19 protein-coding genes and 1 pseudogene are annotated in these 17,191 nt (G+C 66.2%); 19 read left to right on the top strand and 1 reads right to left on the bottom strand.

Translation table 11 applies throughout. From position 1 onward, the window contains the following. Positions 1-48: 48 nt before the first annotated feature. The 4 genes and pseudogenes from QOI01_RS07470 (at position 49) to QOI01_RS07455 (ending at position 2,504) form a co-directional block, all read left to right on the top strand. On the top strand, positions 49-537 hold the full coding sequence (locus QOI01_RS07470) for a luciferase domain-containing protein (RefSeq protein WP_526379540.1): 489 nt from the start codon (positions 49-51) through the stop codon (positions 535-537). Beyond that, positions 534-1,145 carry an amidohydrolase family protein gene (locus QOI01_RS07465; protein WP_526379539.1) on the top strand — a complete coding sequence of 204 codons (612 nt, stop codon included), beginning with the start codon at positions 534-536 and terminating at the stop codon, positions 1,143-1,145. The genes QOI01_RS07470 and QOI01_RS07465 overlap by 4 nt, the downstream gene beginning before the upstream one ends. 36 nt (positions 1,146-1,181) lie before the next feature. Then, a pseudogene (locus QOI01_RS07460) lies at positions 1,182-1,559 on the top strand (amidohydrolase family protein); the annotation flags it as partial. Between the two features lie 153 nt (positions 1,560-1,712). After that, positions 1,713-2,504 carry a DUF1932 domain-containing protein gene (locus QOI01_RS07455; RefSeq protein WP_526379538.1) on the top strand — a complete coding sequence of 264 codons (792 nt, stop codon included), beginning with the start codon at positions 1,713-1,715 and terminating at the stop codon, positions 2,502-2,504. A 23-nt stretch (positions 2,505-2,527) separates the two neighbouring features. Here QOI01_RS07455 and QOI01_RS07450 read toward each other — a convergent pair whose 3' ends face one another. Continuing rightward, complete coding sequence (locus QOI01_RS07450; RefSeq protein WP_526379537.1) at positions 2,528-3,490, bottom strand: amidohydrolase family protein; 963 nt, start codon at positions 3,488-3,490, stop codon at positions 2,528-2,530. Positions 3,491-3,758: 268 nt separating this feature from the next. Between QOI01_RS07450 and QOI01_RS07445 the strand changes: the two genes are divergently transcribed. The 15 genes from QOI01_RS07445 to QOI01_RS07375 form a co-directional block, all read left to right on the top strand. After that, positions 3,759-4,535: an MBL fold metallo-hydrolase gene (locus tag QOI01_RS07445; RefSeq protein ID WP_526379536.1), complete on the top strand. Its 777-nt coding sequence runs from the start codon at positions 3,759-3,761 to the stop codon at positions 4,533-4,535. A gap of 38 nt (positions 4,536-4,573) precedes the next feature. Continuing rightward, positions 4,574-5,629 carry an NAD(P)-dependent alcohol dehydrogenase gene (locus QOI01_RS07440; RefSeq protein WP_526379535.1) on the top strand — a complete coding sequence of 352 codons (1,056 nt, stop codon included), beginning with the start codon at positions 4,574-4,576 and terminating at the stop codon, positions 5,627-5,629. Between the two features lie 31 nt (positions 5,630-5,660). Then, positions 5,661-6,212, top strand: a complete 552-nt coding sequence (locus tag QOI01_RS07435) for a VOC family protein (protein ID WP_526379534.1) — start codon at positions 5,661-5,663, stop codon at positions 6,210-6,212. Further along, complete coding sequence (locus tag QOI01_RS07430) at positions 6,209-7,867, top strand: FAD-dependent oxidoreductase (RefSeq protein ID WP_526379533.1); 1,659 nt, start codon at positions 6,209-6,211, stop codon at positions 7,865-7,867. Before QOI01_RS07435 ends, QOI01_RS07430 begins: the two co-directional genes overlap by 4 nt. Continuing rightward, the gene (locus tag QOI01_RS07425; protein WP_526379532.1) at positions 7,861-8,697 is read left to right on the top strand and encodes a fumarylacetoacetate hydrolase family protein; all 837 of its coding nucleotides are present in this window, start codon (positions 7,861-7,863) and stop codon (positions 8,695-8,697) included. The genes QOI01_RS07430 and QOI01_RS07425 overlap by 7 nt, the downstream gene beginning before the upstream one ends. Continuing rightward, complete coding sequence (locus tag QOI01_RS07420; RefSeq protein ID WP_526379531.1) at positions 8,694-9,155, top strand: HIT family protein; 462 nt, start codon at positions 8,694-8,696, stop codon at positions 9,153-9,155. The genes QOI01_RS07425 and QOI01_RS07420 overlap by 4 nt, the downstream gene beginning before the upstream one ends. Then, complete coding sequence (locus QOI01_RS07415) at positions 9,152-10,405, top strand: oxygenase MpaB family protein (protein WP_526379530.1); 1,254 nt, start codon at positions 9,152-9,154, stop codon at positions 10,403-10,405. The genes QOI01_RS07420 and QOI01_RS07415 overlap by 4 nt, the downstream gene beginning before the upstream one ends. A 150-nt stretch (positions 10,406-10,555) precedes the next feature. Next, positions 10,556-11,161: a TetR/AcrR family transcriptional regulator gene (locus QOI01_RS07410; protein WP_526379529.1), complete on the top strand. Its 606-nt coding sequence runs from the start codon at positions 10,556-10,558 to the stop codon at positions 11,159-11,161. Between the two features lie 311 nt (positions 11,162-11,472). After that, positions 11,473-12,651: an NAD(P)/FAD-dependent oxidoreductase gene (locus tag QOI01_RS07405; RefSeq protein WP_526379528.1), complete on the top strand. Its 1,179-nt coding sequence runs from the start codon at positions 11,473-11,475 to the stop codon at positions 12,649-12,651. Continuing rightward, positions 12,648-13,241, top strand: coding sequence for a sigma factor (locus QOI01_RS07400; protein ID WP_526379527.1), 594 nt, complete (start codon positions 12,648-12,650; stop codon positions 13,239-13,241). The genes QOI01_RS07405 and QOI01_RS07400 overlap by 4 nt, the downstream gene beginning before the upstream one ends. A gap of 421 nt (positions 13,242-13,662) precedes the next feature. Beyond that, the gene (locus tag QOI01_RS07395; protein ID WP_526379526.1) at positions 13,663-13,992 is read left to right on the top strand and encodes an STAS domain-containing protein; all 330 of its coding nucleotides are present in this window, start codon (positions 13,663-13,665) and stop codon (positions 13,990-13,992) included. Between the two features lie 439 nt (positions 13,993-14,431). Continuing rightward, complete coding sequence (locus tag QOI01_RS07390; protein ID WP_526379578.1) at positions 14,432-15,247, top strand: lytic transglycosylase domain-containing protein; 816 nt, start codon at positions 14,432-14,434, stop codon at positions 15,245-15,247. 73 nt (positions 15,248-15,320) lie between these two features. Next, entirely contained in the window at positions 15,321-15,767 is a 447-nt protein-coding gene (locus tag QOI01_RS07385) for a guanyl-specific ribonuclease (protein WP_526379525.1), read from the top strand. Beyond that, positions 15,764-16,084, top strand: coding sequence for a barstar family protein (locus tag QOI01_RS07380; RefSeq protein WP_526379524.1), 321 nt, complete (start codon positions 15,764-15,766; stop codon positions 16,082-16,084). Before QOI01_RS07385 ends, QOI01_RS07380 begins: the two co-directional genes overlap by 4 nt. A 551-nt stretch (positions 16,085-16,635) precedes the next feature. Then, a partial coding sequence (locus QOI01_RS07375; RefSeq protein WP_526379523.1) for a helix-turn-helix domain-containing protein occupies positions 16,636-17,191 on the top strand: 556 nt, incomplete at its 3' end.

Genomic DNA, 17,191 nt, shown 5'->3' with positions numbered 1-17,191 from the left:
CGTTCGGCTGGTCAACCGCCAGCGATCGCCCCGACGAGCCAGCGTGTCTTGCACCGCCGCCAGCGAATTGGGCACGAAGGCGGGCGCTACCCGATCCCACACCGTCAGCTCGATCAATACCCGGACCCACACTTCACGTCCGGCCTCACCATCGCGTCGTTTGTCGCCGCCCGACCAACCTTGAGCTGCGGCCGCAGTTACTTCGAGAAGCACATCGACGCGGCATTCGCGGCGCCGGGCTCTCCCATCCACGCCGACGGGGAGGTTTCCGGCGGCGAGATCGCCCACATCCACGCCGACGGCTCACTGCACGTCGTGCTGGCCCCGGCCGACGCGGCCCATTGCATCGACGCGCGGTGGGGCGAGCTGCATCCACTGGCCGGCCGCGCCGTGGGCCTACCCGATCAGTACGTGCTGATGTACTCGCCACGCGATCCAAACGAAGTCGCGGTGATCGAGGAGCTGCTCGACGCGGCTGCAAAACACATGACCGCAGATCAACACAGCCTCACGCTCGGACCCGGAGGGAACCGATGAGTCACACCGATTCCATGAACACCACCGCTTCTGGCCCGATGCGGGTCGACTTCCACCACCACGTCTTTCCCGCCAACTTGATGACCGAGGAGATCGTGGGTGCACTCGGCGCGGATTCGGGCTGGACATTCCCCGAGGACACGCCGGCATGGACGCCGGATGTCAGCGTGGCGTTCATGGATGCGCTCGGCATCCAGACGGCCATCCTGTCGCTACCCAATGATCTGGAGTCCTACATGCCTGCCACGACGCGGCAGGGCTTCGCCCGTGAGGTCAACACCTTCGCCCGCCAGGCCATGGAGGATCATCCCGGCCGGTTCGGCTTGTTCGCTCACCTGCCCACACCCACCGACGTCGACGCGGCCCTCGACGAGGTGGCGTACGCGCTCGACGAGCTGGGCGCTGATGGCGTCACCCTGACCAACGTCTACGGGACCGGGCAAGAGGCCCGGTCGTTGGGCGATGAGATTTTCGAACCGCTGTGGGCCGAGCTCGACCGCCGGCGCACGGTGGTGTTTCTGCAAGGCGAGCAGACCCCGGGACGAAACCGCGCACCGAGCCGGTTCTTGCCCACCCCGGTCAGCGAGGTGCCAAACGAAACCTACTAGGCTGCAGCGGATTTAGTTACCAGCGGACGCAAACGGCAGTACCCGAACGTGCGGATCGTCTTGTCCCACTCCGGCGGTAGCACCCCATACCTCGCCGCGCGGGTGGCCGGACTGTGTGCGTTCCATCTCGGCTGCGAACTGAGCCCCGAGGAAATCATCGCCGACTTCCGCACCTTCTACTACGAAACCGCACTATCGGGATTCGAAACAAACCTGGTCGCCCTGGAGAACTTCGTGGAATCCGACCACATTCTGTTCGGCACCGACTTCCCGGCAGTCAGCCCACAAACCGCAGGCTGGTACACCAACAACGTCGACACCTACTTCCAAGCCCGGCCCGATCTGCTTGCCCAGGTCATGCACGGCAACGCACACAGCCTGCTACCCAGGCTGGCGGCGACCCGGGCCAACTGAATACCCCGGCCAGTCGGCCCCGCATAGTCAACCTCGGTCACCGTCGAGGCCAGCTGGTGGTCGCGATCGTCGTCTGCCAGGGCAGTCGTGCGGCGGCCGCCCCCGCAGCCGATCGCGCCACCTGAGCTGACTAGGTCACGAGATCATTGGGACATGTTGGCTCTACTTCATCCCGGTGTCATGGGCGCGGCGGTGGCCGCCTGTCTGGTCGGTCGAGACCACCAAGTCGGGTGGCTGGCCACCGGCCGAAGCGACGAGAGCACGGACCGCGCCGTTGCGGCGGGATTGACGCCGTTCGACGATCAGTCAGAACTGCTGGCCGATGCCGATGTGGTGTTTTCCATCTGCCCGCCGCACGCAGCGCTTGAGGTCGCGCGACAGTTGGTCGGCTACCACGGGATCGTGGTGGACGCCAACGCGGTTAGCCCCAACACATCCCGACTCGTCGGTGGGGTCGTCACCGCAGGCGGTGCCCGTTATGTCGACGGTGGCATCATCGGTCCGCCGCCGCTCGGGGCTGGCACCACCCGGTTGTACCTGGCCGGCGACAACGGCGAGGTCGCGAGCCTGTTCGCCGGCTCCCCGCTCGACGTGGTCAGCCTTGCCGGTGCCCCGCCCGCCGCGTCAGCGCTGAAGATGACGTACGCGGCCTGGACCAAGACCACCGCAGCGTTGCTCATCTCGATCCGGCGTACCGCCGCCGCCTTCGGGGTCGAGGACGACCTCACCAGGGAATGGGCGATCAGCCAACCGGATCTTGCGGCGGCGTGGCTGCGGGCCACGCAGCAGGCCGACGAGAAGGGCTGGCGGTGGTCCTACGAACTTGCCGAGGTTGGAAGGACCTTCGCGGAAGTAGGTCAACCCGAAGGTTTCGGCGCTGCCGCCAGCCAGATCTTCACGGCCTCGGTCGACGAACGTCCACCGCCCGACTCCCACGGTACCTAGTTAAGCGACGACCCCTTCACCCCTCACGCGAATCGTGGGAAGAGGCGCAGGGCGTTGTCGCGTTCGACGCCGCGTAGCTGTTCGGGATTAAAGCCGTCGAAGCCGGTGAGGTTGGCGATGTTTCGGACCACCGTGGCCTCCGGGGCCGCGGGCCAGTCGGTGCCGAACAGGACGTGGTCGGCACCGGTGACCTCCAACGTCGGCAGCAGTGAGTTCCGGCTGCCGGCCAGTGCCGTCTCGTAGTAGAGGCCCCGCAGCACCCCCGCGACGTGGGCGGGGTCGATGTCGGCGTCATCGGGCCCTCGCCCCATCACGGTGTGCTCACCGATCCGCCATCCCAGTGTCGGTAACGCCCCACCACAGTGGGCCAGAATCAGACGGATCCCCGGATGGCGTTGAAAGAACCCGGTGTAGAGCCCGTTGGCGATGTTGCGGGCGGTGTCGAACGGGAACTCCACGATCGAGGACGGCCGGCCGAAGCCCAGCACCTCGATGCACGGCGAGTCCACCGGATGCACGAACACCGGCACCTGCCGGCGTTCCAGTTCGGCCAGCACCGGCCCCAGGAACGGATCCCCAAAATAGTGGCCCGCCACGTTGGAGGTCAGCACCACACCATCGAGCCGCAATTCGTCCAACGCATAGGCGAGTTCGGCCAGCGCCTGCTCGGGTCCGTCGGCAGGCAGGCTGGCGAAGGCCCCGAACCGACCGGGGTGCTTCGCGATCAACTCGGCGTTGCCCTGGTTGATCATCCGGCAGACCCTCGTTCCGAAGTCCGGGTCGTCGTCGAACCCGGCGAAGGCCATCGGCATCGACACCACCTGGGCCGCGATCCCCTGCCGATCCATGTAAGCCAGCGCCGCTTCCGGCGTCCATTGCACCGAAATCGTGTAGCCACCGGTCGGTTTGAAGCCCCGCGCCAGCAGCTCCGCGATCACACCCTCCGACATCGCGTGAGTGTGGATATCGATACGTCGACCAGGCATGCGCCACTCCTTCTCGGGACGGGACGTCCAAACCAATCTAGAGATTTAAGTGTCGATAGTCAACTTATTTATCGGCTCCCCACCGATGGACGATAACAGGCTTCTCCTGTTCTCAACTCCGACCGAATATCCAATTGGGGATAAGCCTTTTGGCCAATCGGCCCGCACCACCACCGCCCAGGCCGCAACGCGTCAGTGCTGGCGTCGACTCGCGTCATCGCGTCACAATAAATTGCCTATCAACACTTAATGGCATACGCTCACTCCCATGCGGATAGGCGATGTGGCGGTTCACGCGCTTCCCGACGGCGTCATGCCGATGCCGCCCGGCGGGCTATATCCGGACCTGCCCATGTCGACGTGGCGGAATCTGCCCGGCACGATCGACCAGGATGACCTGCTTCAGGTTCCGTTCGGCGGGTTCCTGGCCACCGACACGCAAGGCCATCACGTCGTCTTCGATCTGGGCGGCGGCCCCGCGCCCCAACTGGTGCCGGGCGGGGACCCACCCGCCGTGTGCGAACTGCTCCCCGCCCATCTCGAGAAGCTGGGCTGTGTGCCCGAGTCGGTGACCGACGTGGTCTTCAGTCACCTGCACATCGATCACATCGGCTGGGCCACCACCGGCGGCCTGCCCACCTTCCCGCGCGCCAGGCACCACATCCACGCCAAGGACTGGAAGCACTTCGTCGTCGAGGGCGCCGACGAAGCCGTGCGGGACAAGGTCTTTCCGCTCCGCGATGCGGCCGCGCTCTGGGACGGCGACTCCATCGCCCTCTTCGACTGGCTTCGCCTGGAGCACGCACCTGGCCACACGCCGGGCGCCTCCGTCGCCCTGATCGAGTCTCACGACGAGAGCCTCGCCCTGATCGGCGACCTCTTCCATCATCCGGCGGCGGTGGCGCACCCGCACTGGCGCTGCGGCTTCGACTGGGATGCCGAGGTCGCAGCGGCCACCCGTGCGGAATGGGTCGACAGACTGCGCGCGACGCGCACGCCGCTGATCGGTCCCCATTTCCCGGAGTTCGAGGCGGTCACGCTGTGAAGGCGGCGGTGTGCAGGCAGGGCAGTGATCTCTTCCGCATGGAAGAACTGACCATCGACGACCCCCGTCCGGACGAGGTGCTGGTGCGCTTCACCGCGACCGGGCTGTGCCACACCGACCTGGTGGTGGCGTCTGGATTCATGCCGACCCCCTTCCCGGTGGTTGCCGGCCACGAGGGTGCCGGTGTCGTCGAGGCGGTCGGCTCCGCGGTCAGCGGGTTCGCTCCTGGCGACCGCGTGGTGGCCAGCTTCAGCTTCTGTGGCAGCTGCCGAAATTGCCTGAGCGGCCAGCCCGCCTACTGTCCCGACCACTTCCCGCTGAACTTCGGCGCCCAGCGCGCCGACGGTTCCGTCGGCCTACGCGATGCACATGGAAACCCCGTGCGGGACCACTTCTTTGGCCAGTCTTCGTTCGCCGACTACGGGCTGTGCCGACCCAGCAGCCTCATCCGGTTGCCCGAGACGGCCCCGCCCGACGACGTGGTCGCCCCGCTGGGCTGCGGCGTCATCACGGGAGCCGGCGCGGTGTGGAACACCCTGAAGGTGACCTCGGGAAGCACGGTTGCCGTCTTCGGCGCCGGGGCGGTGGGGCTGAGTGCGGTCATGGCCGCCGTGGCCGTCGGGGCCTCCCGGATCATCGTGACCGACACCCATTCCTCCCGGCTCGAGCTCGCCGTGCACCTCGGCGCGACCGACGTGTTCGACGCCACCGTCGGAGCAGGGGCGGAGAGTGTCCGAGAGCTGACCGGTGGGTTGGGGGTGGACTTCAGCGTGGAGTGCACCGGAGTGCCCGAGGTGATGACCCAGGCCGTTGCCGCGCTGGCCCCGCTGGGAAGCGCGGCGATCCCCGGTGTCGCTTCGGATGGTGCGGAGCTGCGCACCAACGCATTTGCGCTCCTGGAAGGTCGAACCGTGACCGGTTCCATCGTCGGGCACCAAGCACCCGCAGTACTCGTGCCACGCATCTTGCGCCTCCACGACAAGGGGCTCTTCCCCCTTGAGGCGATGATCCGCACCTACGCGCTGGAAGACATCGCCAAGGCCGTGGACGACGCTCGTTCGGGTGCAGCGGTGAAACCCGTATTGCTCCACTGAATCTGCCACGAGCCTGAAGGAACCAACAGACATGACCGGACTGCGCTTGTCGGAAGTCGTTCTGCGGACGACTGGTTATGACCAACTGTGCGACTTCTACTCGCTGCTGCTGGCTCAGCCGCGCAGCGTGGAAATGACCCCGCCTCCGTCGGACGACCCCGACGAGCCGTCGCGCATTTGCTTCTTCAACTACTACTTCGACTTGCCCTACACCCAGCGCATCGCGATCTTCGAATGCCAGGACATCGGTTCCGGTCCAACGTCTAAGGGGCTGCATCACTTTCAGCTACGTACGCCGACCATCGAGGCATTCGTCGACCTGTACAGCGCACTCAAGGTCAGCGGGGAGTTGCCCGAGGAGGCGTCCAACCACGGTCCGGGCACCAGCTTCTACTACCGCGACCCGGACGGCAACAAGATCGAGCTGTCCGCGCTGAACTTCTCCTGCCGCGACGACATGCAGAAGTTCATGGCGACCGACGAGTTCAAGAACAACCCCAACGGATTTCCGTTGGACCCGGAACGCCTGGTCGCAGGCCGACGCTCCGGGCGCGACCTCAGCGAAATGATCTGGGAGCGATGACGCTCACGTCGGCGGCGGGACCGAGCGGCGACATCACCACCGATACCTACGACGTCGTGGTCGTCGGCGGCGGCCCGGTCGGCATCGCGACCGCCATCGAACTGGGCGTCCGTGGGTGCTCGGTGCTCGTCGTCGAGCGCGACGACGGTGTGGTCCGCTACCCGACCGCGGAATCGATCGACACCGCGTCGATGGAACTGCTGCGCCGCTGGGGTATCGCGGAAGCAGTGCTGCACAGCGGCTTTCCCGCGGACGAGCGGCGGGACATCTCCTTCGTCTCCCGCATCACGACCCACGAGCTCGCCCGCTTCCCCCGTCCGTCCAACGCGGACCGGCTCGAAACCACCCGAGGGCTGAGCCCCGAGGGCGGTGTGTGGTGGCCGAAGTTCTGGTTCGACCCGACCTTGCGGGCGCGCGCGGCGGCGGAGCCCACGGTGGACCTCCGCTTCCAGTGGACGTGTGAGGGTTTCGACGACGGCATCAACGGAGTGTCCGTACGGCTCTGCTCTGCCGAGCATGGGCGCCGGACCGTGCGCGCGCAGTTCCTGGTCGCCTGTGACGGCGCCGGCTCATCGATCCGCAGGACGCTGGGCATTGCGTCGCTGCGAGGTTCCGACCACGCCCGGGCGCGCTGGCAAGGCGCCTTCGTGCGGCTGCCAGGGCTGCGCGAGCGGGTCCCGCACGCCCCGGCGGTGCAGTACTACCTGGTCAATCCCCGCCGGATCATCCTCGGATCACTCGACGGCGGCGACCTGTGGCGCGTCACCTACCCACTCAAGGACGAGGAGTGCCCCGCCGCTTCGGAGGTGCGAGCCACCATCGCCGACGCACTCGACTGCGCGGTCGAATCGGTCGAGGTGCTCGACACCAGGGAGTGGAGCGGCGACGCGGTGGTGGCCGAATCCTTCCGATCCGGGCACGTCCTGTTGGCAGGCGATGCGGCGCACCGGATGTGGCCCTCGGGTGGGCACGGGATGAACACCGGGCTCGGCGACGTAGCCAACCTCGGCTGGAAGCTCGAAGCAGTGCTGCGCGGCTGGGCGCCTGACGCCCTGCTCGACAGCTACACCGCCGAGCGGCGCCCACACTGCGAACGAATGGTGCGCCGCGCGTGGCACAACTACCGCGCGGACAACGCGATCCTGCCCCAGCCGACACTTGACGACCCGGGGCAGGAAGAGGCCCGCGCAGTCCTTGGCGAGCGGATCGTGTCGACCCGCCAGACCGAGTGGCGATCCCTCGGAGCCCAGCTGGATGTGCGCTATCCCGAGTCGTCGCTGGTCGTTTCCGACGGCACCCCCGAGCCCGCCGCCGACCCCGAGCAATACGTGCCGACAGCACGACCGGGACACCGCGCCCCACATTTCTTCCTGAACGACGGACGCTCGGTGCTCGACCTCTTCCGTGGTCGCTTCACGCTACTGAACCTGGCGCCAGAGGCAGACAGCGGCGCACTGCTCGATGCGTTCCGCAACCGGCGAATACCGGTCGATGTGGAGTGGGTCGACGCCGAAGGGGCTCGCGAGGCGTACGGGTGCGCCATCGCGCTGATACGCCCGGACGGCATCGTCGCCTGGCGGGGCGACAGCTGCCCAATTGACCCGGATCTGGTCGTGGACCGGGTGACCGGCCGGATACGGAGCAGACAATGCTGATCGCACAGACCACCGATGGCATCGCGCGGGTGGCGCAGGACAAGCTGGAACTCCTCGACCACTCCGCCACGCTGGACGAACTCATCATCGAGGGGCGCCTGGCCGAGCTGGAAGGCCTGAAGACCCGCAGGACGGTCGACTGGAATGAGACCACGCTGGCGCCTCCGATCAGGCGCCCCGGCAAGATCGTCGTGATCGGCCTGAACTACCGCGACCATGCGGCGGAGACCGGCAACCCGTTGCCCACCTTCCCGCGCTTCCACCTGATCCCCGGCTCAGCCGTCACGGGTTGCGGTGCCAGCGTTCGGTTGCCGCGGTCCGCCCCGGACAAGGTCGACTACGAAGGCGAACTCGCCATCGTGATCGGACGCAGCGGCCGCGACATCCCCGAGAAGTCCGCCTGGGACTTCGTGGCGGGCGGAACCGTCGCCGACGACATCTCGGCCCGCGACATCCAGTTCGGCGAGAACCCGGGACTGCCGATGCCCAGCCCGGCTCTTGCCAAGGGTTTCGACGGCTTCAAACCCCTGGGCCCAGCCCTGCTGACCGCCGACGAACTGCGCGAGTACGATGCGCTGGACATCACGACCGAGGTGAACGGGATTGTCCGCCAACACTCCTCGACGGCCGAACTGGTGTTCTCGGTGCCCGCGCTCCTCACTTTCGTCAGCTCCTTCCTCACCCTGGAGGCCGGCGACGTCATACTCACCGGCACTCCCGGCGGAACGGGTGTGGCCGACGGGCGGTACCTCAAGGTCGGCGACGTCGTCGCGGTCACTGTGGAAAACCTTGGGACACTGACCAACACGATCGCCGAGGCGGCAACGTGACCGCCGAAGCCTGCGTACTGTGCGATCGGGCCGCTGGGCTCGACGCCGCCGATCCCGGCTGGCTGCTGCGGACCGACTGCTGGGGCGTGTCCATGCACCCGGCCATGCCCGTTCCCGGCTGGGTCACGGTTCAGACGAAGCGGCACACCGAGGGCCTGGCGGACGTGAGCCGTTCCGAGGCCGCCGAACTCGGTCCTGTGCTCTCTGCGGTGAGCGAGGCCGTGACACGGGTCACCGGCTCGCAGCGGGTCTACACCTACTCCCTCGGCGAGGGCTGTCCCCACACCCACGTCCTGGTCGGCCCGCCCAGTGCGGGGCTGCGCGGCGGGGCATTCATCGCCGCACTGCTCGGCCGCGACCCGTCCCTGGCGGACCAGGCGACCGCCGACCACACCGCCATCGAACTGGCCAGCGACCTGTCCAGCCGCTACCTCCACGAGAAAGGCGACATCACATGACCCAATCGACCGAGGTCTCGATCCCGAAGTGCTTCAACTACTTCCGGGCCGTCGACACTCCCATGGGACGCACTATCAAGTCGCGGATGGAACGTAACGCCAAGAGCCACATTGGAATACCCGACGAGTTGGCCTCGGCGTTCGGCCGGGCGATGAACACTGGGGACCGGCTCGGCGACGCCTACATTGACGCCTCGTTCGCCTCCCCGAGTGGCAGGGCCCACGCCAGAAAGGACGTCGAAGAGGCCCTCAGTCACGGCATCGACAGCGTCACTGACCCGTCTCCGGAGCTGCTGTCGCTGTTCGAACAGCTCAACACCGACCCCGAATGGGTGGACTGGGACAAGGTCGAGCACGGCGCGGCGGTGTTCCGGCGCTACGGCTCCGAGCTCTACCCGTACTTCGGCATGATGACGTTCAACGCATACGGCCTGGAGACCATCGCCAAACCGCTCGCGCTGACCGGCGCCTACACCGGCGGGTCAGCGTTCGGCCGGTTCCTGGAAACCTCTCGGCTGTGGACGGATACCACCGAGCCCGGTGCGATGCGGCCGGGTGGGGTGGGACGCCGCTCGGCGGTGTTCGTCCGAGTGCTGCACTCGATCATCCGCCACACCTTGCTGCCACACCCAGAGTGGGACCGGGATAGGCTGGGCGTGCCGATCAGCCAGTTTGGGATGTTCGGGACGCTCCTGCTCAGTTCGTTCGCCCCCGGGCAACAGCTGAAGGTTCTCGGCTACCGACCCACCGACGACGACATCGCCGCGATGATGCATCACTGGCGCTATGTCGGGTACCTGATGGGCTGCGAGCCGCCCTGGTACCCCGAAACGACGGAGGATGCGGTCCAGGTCCAACTGCTGCTCGCACTCTCGGAGGCACCGAAGATCGGCACGGACTCCCAGGACCTGTGCAGTTCGTTCATGGACACCTACCGGCCCGCGGAGGACGCCCGGGGACTAGGCCGGGGCTACGGCAAGCTGCGATACAAGGCACAGCTTGGTCACGCGCGCTTCTACCTCGGCGAGAACAGCTATCGCGCGACGGGCCTACCCGACGCCGGGTTGTGGCGGTATGCGCCGCTGGTTCGGGTGATTCCGAACCTGACGCGCGAGACGCTTCGTCGGAACGTCCCAGGGGTAGCGGGGTGGATCGACCCGACGCACCGTCGCGCTCGTCATGAATGGCTGAACAAGAACCTCGACGGCGGCGAAGCGAAGTTCAAGCCCGTCGACAAGCTGACGCGGTAATCGAGCAGCTGATGGTGGCGGACCGCAAACCGGGACTGGGCGGATATGGGTGCCGATAAGATCGAACTAATGCCTGACACCTCGCCCCGCGTTGCCCGACCGCGGGGACGACCCCGCAAAGACGCCGAGCTCGCCCCCACGGACAAGGTCATGGCCGCGGCAATGGAGGCCTTCTCCGTACACGGATACAACGGGGTGTCGCTGCGGACCGTCAACGACGAGTTGGGCGTCAGTCGCAACCTGCTTTATCAGCGCTTCGGCTCCAAAGCCGAGCTGTGGCGCGCTGCCGTCGACTGGGCCTTCGGTCCGCTTCTCGAATACTTGGAGACCGCCGACGACAAGTCCGCCGATCCAATGATCAGGCTGCGCATGCTGATTCGGAACTTCATCGAGTATTCCGCCACCAGGCCCTACCTTGCGCGCATCGCCACCGTGGAAGGTGCCGCTCCCACAGACCGTATGGAATACCTCTACCGAAACTATATTCGGCCGGTCCAGATGCGTTTTGCGCCGGTTTTCGAGCAGCTGCGCGAGCAGGGCAGAATCAAGAACATTCCGACCGCGATCTTCTACTTCCAGCTCACGTCGGGCGGGACGGCTCCCTTTGGTCAGGTCGGTCTCGTGTCGCTGATGGCTCCCCACCTCGTCTCGCCAGATGACAATCAGGTGCGCGTCTATGCCGAGAACGTCGCTGACATGCTGTTGAACGGCCTTTCGCTGCCCGACGTCAGCCGACGCGACTCGGCCGAAATCTGAAACAGGCCAATCCAGCGGATTCGGAACGGAATCGGCCGTGATGCCGAAGAGTATCTAGACCATGTCCGGCCACGAGCAGCTCGTCGGCGTGAAATGCATTGTGATCCTGGGGTTTTTATCAACCAGGCTTGAACATTGGGGTGTTCATGGGTGGCACCCGGGAATTTGATGGCGAATACGTCACTCACAACACGCGCGCTCGGCCGATGATGAGCCCGGCCCGCCCAAAGCGTTGCCGTGCTGGTCGACCAGTGTTGAGTGACCCACATCACATTCTGTCACAAATGGCCGATTGGGGGTGTCTTGAGGGCATGACTCAACACACCAAGGTCGTCGTCATCGGCGGCGGCTACTCAGGAACGCTGGCGGCCAACCATCTGCGGAGGCGCGGCGACGTGGCAATCACCCTCGTGAACCCGCGGCCGAAGTTCGTCGAACGGATCCGGCTGCACCAACTCGTGGCAGGCACCGCCGAGGCGACTGCCGACTACGGCAGCCTGCTCGGCGAGGGCATTCAACTCGTCGTCGACGCCGCCACCCGCATTGACACCGCGTCGCGCAAGCTGCAGCTCGCATCGGGTCGCGCGATGGACTACGACTACGTCATCTACGCGGTCGGCAGCACGGGCGCGGTGCCGTCATCGGTGCCCGGTGCGGCCGAATTCGCCTACCCCATTGCCGAATTGGAGCACGCCCAGAGACTGCGCGGCGCCCTCGACGAGCTACCCCCCGACGCCCCGGTAACCGTCGTGGGCGCCGGACTGACGGGGATCGAGACGGCCACCGAGCTCGCCGGGCAGGGGCGCAATGTCGTGCTGGTCTGCGGCGGCCAGTTAGGACCCTCGCTGTCCGCACCGGGCCGTCGCTCGATCGCCAAGGTAATGGCCAAACTGGGGGTCGCGGTGCTCGACGCTGATGTGGTGACCGAGGTCCGTCGGGATGCCGTCGTCTTCGCCGACGGCGCGGTGCGCCCGAGCGGGGTGACGATCTGGACCGCAGGCTTCGGCGTGCCGGAGCTGGCGTCGGCCAGTGGACTGCGCACCGATGCGATGGGCCGACTGCTCACCGACGAAACGATGACCAGCATCGACGATCCGCGCATCGTGGCCGCCGGTGACTGCGCCGCACCATCGGGACGGCCGCTGCGCATGTGCTGCCAAGCGGCCGGGCCACTCGGGGTGCAGGCCGCCGACACAGTGCTCAGCCGCATCGCCGGCACGACACCGACGGTGATAACCCCGTTCTTCCTGGGGTCGTGCATCAGCCTGGGCCGCCACGCCGGCACATTCCAGCTCGCCCGCAAGGACGACACGGCGGTCAACTTCTACATCGGCGGCCGCATTGCCGCGGCATTGAAGGAGGCCGTCTGCAAGGGCACCCTGTGGGGCCTGCGCCGCGAGGCCCGCAAGCCCGGCTCGACGTTCTACTTCAAGGGCCGTCCGCGTCACGGGCAGCCGGTGGTGGCTCCGCAAGTGGTCACGGAAAAGTGACCACCGAGGGCCCGATCGCAGGCTCGGCCGACGACGACCACGCACAGCGGTTCACCCATCTGCGACCGCTGCTGTTCACGATCGCCTACGAAATACTGGGCTCGGCGACCGAATCCGATGACGTGCTCCAGGACAGTTACCTCCGGTGGGCCGACGTGGATCTCGCAACCGTCCGGGACACCAAGTCGTACCTTGCGCAGCTGGTGACCAGCCAGGCGCTCAACGCGCTACGCGCAAGGGCCGCGGCGAACACCGGCGACATGGACGGACTGCTTTCGCTGCTCGCGCCCGACGCCACCTGGACCGTCGATAGCGGCGGCAAGGCCCCCGCTGGGCGCGGGCCGGTGGTCGGCGCGAAGAAGGTGGCCGCAGTCCTCATGGCCGCCTTCCGTTTCCGGCGGCGCACGCCGGGTGTGTGGTTCAACACGGTGAACTGCAACAACGCACCCGCTGTCGTCGTCCACCGCGGCGATGTCCTCGAAGGCGTCTTCCTCCTCGAAATCGTGCACGACAAGATCACCAACTTCTACGCCATGCGCAACCCGGACAAGCTCGCCGGGTTCGCCGTTCCGCGGACGATCAGTCGTTAGCGAGGTCGACACGAGGACGGAGTGAGTCATGCCGTAGCAGCGCCCGCGACTGCCTTCACAGTCAGTCGACCCATCCGCCTCTCCCGCGCGGGTCTCGATCCGGCGTAGCAATGCCAGCATTCCGACTTTCAGGCAGTTCATGATGCGCTGGCCCTTGACTTACGCAAACGTCGAATGTTGAAATCATGGCAGCTGCGTCGGCCGGAGGGCCGCGCTACCAAGCCCGCGCCTCGGCGCGAGCCGTGAGAGCGTCCATTAGGGGGGACGACCACTCTCACGGCGAAAGCCCTCCGGCCGTTGCGGTCCACCTCTGTCCGAATGCACGCTCACGCATCTCGCAACAGTGGTGCCGTCTCCGACCAATTGCCGTTAGGTTGTCACCGTGGACGATTCGGCCTCACCACCTGGAGACAACCTTGTCGTGCGGGCCTCATCGATCGACGGAGTCCTAGTATTGGGCGTGCGTGGCGAACTCGACGTATTCACCGCGCCGCAGTTGGCCGAAGCGATCGACAACGGCATCGCCGCGTCACTGACGGCACTCATCGTCGATCTGTCGGAAGTGGCCTTCCTAGCCTCGGCAGGTATGACCGTCCTCGTGACGGGACACGAAACCGCCCTTCGGTCGGGGAAACGGTTCATGGTCGTCGCCGACGGGCCCGCCACCAGCCGACCAATGATGTTGACGGGCCTCGACCAGGCCGTGAGTCTCTACCCAACGCTGGATGCCGCACTGAAGGACGTGGTTTGACCGCCCTGGCGATCCAAGACGCCAGACGTAGACCGTTAGCTCCCAGATTGAACACCGTGACAACTGTCCTAAATGAGCCAACGCGTCGCTCACGGTCGCGAATTGGGCCGAAGTGAATTTCGGTCGGGTCCGGATCGCTCGCCGTTCCGACTCGTTCGGTGCCGAAGCCGGACGCGGGACCACGCGCGGCCCCTAGGCTTTGGTGCAGAGCCAGCCTCCTCCGGAGAGAGCGTCGCTCGTGAAGCAGTCGACGGGAGTGAACTCAGTGCGCCGTGACCGCGTAGTCGCCGTTCGGCAGCCGCTTCGTGCCCCCCTCGTGCTCGCCACGATCTTGTTCGCCGTTGTCGGTTGTTGGGGGTCGAGGCCGCCAATTACGGCGTCGGTCGCCGGCTCCACCGCAGGGACGGTGGCCGCCGACGGATCGGTCGGCGCGACCATGATGGACGACTCGACGGTGACCACCGCAGGAGACGGCCCCACGGGCGCACAACCGCGGCTGGCAGGAGACCCGGCGCAGCTGGCCGACGATCTCGTCGCCGACGAGCAAGCCCTACGTGACCCGTCGACGCCGGATGCTGTGCTGGTCGCGGCGGCGCGCCGACAGCAGGCGGCCTACCGCGCGATCGGGCGACACCCCGACTGGGATGTGGTCGCGCGACCGCGAATCCCGCCGTCGCTGCTGGAGATCTACGACCGCAATGTCGATTCCCGCCGACAGCTCACCGCGATGGCCGACGTCAAGGACACCTTGCCCGCATGGCGCATCGACGCACCGGCTCCGGCGGAGGAACTGCTCGGTGACTACCGCGAGGCAGAGTCGGCGTCGGGCGTTGGCTGGAACTACCTCGCCGCGATCAACTTGATCGAGACCCACTTCGGAAGCATCGGGGGCCTCAGCGCCGCCGGCGCGCAGGGTCCGATGCAATTCATGCCCTCGACATTCGCCGCCTACGGAGCTGGGGGCGACATCAACTCGCCCCACGACAGCATCATGGCAGCCGGCCGCTACTTGGCCGCCAACGGATTTGCCAACGATCGCGATCACGCCATCTACCGCTACAACAACGCCAACGAATACGTGCACGCGGTCAACGATTACGCAGCAGTACTTGCCGCCGACCCCACAGCCTTCGCCGGCTACCACCGTTGGGACGTGTACTACAACACGACCGCCGGCGACGTTCTGCTTCCGGTTGGCTACGCTGCGACGTCACCGATCCCCATCGGCGACTACCTGGCCACCCACCCGCAGTAAGCCATTGGGTGTTCAGCTCCCACGTTGCGCGTCGTCGGACGACCGCACCGACACGTGGACAGGCGATGATGTAGTGGACAGCAGCCCGACAGGAGCGCAGCTGGGTCGACGTAGGTTCGCGGTTGTCGCACTCTGCGCACTAATCCTCATCGCCAGCGGATGTGCGCACGGGCAGACGATTTCCGCCGACCCGGCAACGACGACGACCGGTCTCCCGACGTGCTCACTGAACACCCTGCCGCCAGAGGCGGTCAACACCGTGCGCGTCATCCACGCAGGCGGCCCATTCCCCTTTCCGCGCAACGACGGCGTGGTATTCGGTAACCGAGAGGGCCGTCTACCCGGACAAGGCAGGGATTATTACCACGAGTACACCGTGACCACCCCTGGTGCCCGAAACCGGTCGACGAAGCGCATCATCACCGGTGGAGCGCCGTTGACCAATCCGCCCCAATACTTCTACACCGACGACCACTACGACTCGTTCTGTACGATCGCTGACGCGGGAAGGCCAAGATGACGCCGCAGCCAGACTCAGACGCACCTCTGATCTTCCGAATCGACGGCCGAAAGATCAAGTCAGTCAAGGACTTCTATCGAGAGATCGGACGCTCCGTCAACGGGCCCGGCGGATACTTCGGACAGAATCTCGATGCGCTAGCCGATTGCCTGCGGGGCGGATTCGGCACCCCAGAGAATCGACCCTACGAGTTCGAATGGCAGCACAGCGATCTATCTCAGCACCAACTGAAGGACGTGCAGCGAGGGCAGCACACGTTTTTCGACGCGGTACGGGACGCCTTCGACGACGCCGGAGTCACGCTGAACCTTAAGTGACTCCGCGCAATTCGGTCGCCGATGTGAGCGCCAGCGGCGGTGTCCACTTTGCCCGGGCTAATCATCTCCACCACACCCATTCAGACCTTCATCGGTTAGCACGACACTGGTGACCTCGCCGGGTGCTCCCAGCCATCGCGTGTGTCGGCTCGGCCCTCGATGCGCTCGATGCGCTCAATGCGCTCAATGCGCTCGACGACAATCCCAAGGACCGTCCGTCGCCACCCGGGCGCACGCTGGATGGGTTGGCCGGATGTTGGCCGGATCGATTTTCTTGCACGAACCAACTCCCCGACTGATTAGGCCTTTGAACTGGTGTTTTGGTGGTGGTCGCCGCGACCAACTCGATCATGCCATCCGGACCGCATGCCAAATCGCGGGTCTCACTGAAGTATTCATCGTGGTCTCACCGGCGGCCCCATCAGGCGAACCTCAGTTCACCGGACTGTGCCTAGACGAGGAAGACCTTTGCGTGGCAAAACTCTGCGCTGGACGCCTGCCGCAACGCTGATCGATCCTGGGAGTGGCGGGAACACGATTAGGCTCAGGTGGTGGCAGCGAAGGCCAATCCGCTTGGCGATTTCCTGCGGGCCAGGCGCGAGCAGGTGCGGCCCGAGGATGTCGGCCTGGTGGGCGGCGAACGGCGTCGGGTTGCGGGCTTGCGCCGCGAGGAGCTGGCGATGCTAGCCGGCATCAGCTCCGACTACTACTTGCGGCTTGAGCAGGGCCGCGACACCCACCCGTCGGCCCAGGTGATCGACGCGCTGTCACGGGTGCTACAGCTCGACGTCAAGGCCAGCGAGTATCTGCGCCAGCTGGCCAGCCCGTCCTCCCGCCGGCGGGACCCCGCGGGTATCGACGCCGCCGACGCCGCCGACGGCGTCGACGAGCTGATCGATCAGTTTCCAATGCCGGCGATCGTGGCCAGCCGCAACCTGGATGTCCTGGCGGCCAACCCGCTGGCCCGCGGATTGTCACCAGGTTTCGCCCCCGGTCAAAACTTCCTGCGCTGGCGACTATTGGATCCCACCGCTCGCGAGCTGTACGTGGATTGGGATGAGGCGGCGGATGTCGCGGTGAGTGGGCTGCGTGAAGCGGCCGGGAGCG

The organism is Mycobacterium sp. (assembly GCF_032162605.1).
Taxonomy (GTDB): domain Bacteria; phylum Actinomycetota; class Actinomycetes; order Mycobacteriales; family Mycobacteriaceae; genus Mycobacterium.
The sequence above is the reverse complement of the archived record's forward strand: the minus strand, read 5'-3'. Positions and strand labels throughout refer to the sequence as shown.